The sequence below is a fragment of the Pelomonas sp. Root1444 genome (assembly GCF_001426885.1).
Lineage (GTDB): Bacteria > Pseudomonadota > Gammaproteobacteria > Burkholderiales > Burkholderiaceae_C > Pelomonas.
This window is the reverse complement of the sequence record NZ_LMFP01000004.1, coordinates 1-228: the sequence shown is the minus strand read 5'-3', so window position 1 is coordinate 228 and position 228 is coordinate 1. Positions and strand designations below refer to the sequence as shown.

Here is a 228-nt window from a genome sequence, read left to right as displayed (position 1 = left end):
ATGGTTTGGATAAAAAGTTTCCACTCAGGGTAGTTACCCGATGTAATGGCATCATGGAGATCTTTAGTAGCGTGGCTGTGATTGGCTCCTCCAACAACCTTTGCCTCTTCATCAGTTAGATTCTTGATACCACAAGTTGGTTTCCAATGGAACTTGACGAAGAGAACTTTTCCGGATTTAGCGACTAGAGTGTAAGTGTGGACACCAAAACCTTCCATGTGCCTGTAA

1 protein-coding gene is annotated in these 228 nt (G+C 43.4%); it reads right to left on the bottom strand.

Annotated features, from left to right (window positions below):
- On the bottom strand, positions 1-228 hold a 228-nt coding region (locus ASD35_RS27080), incomplete at both ends, for a catalase (protein ID WP_157275463.1).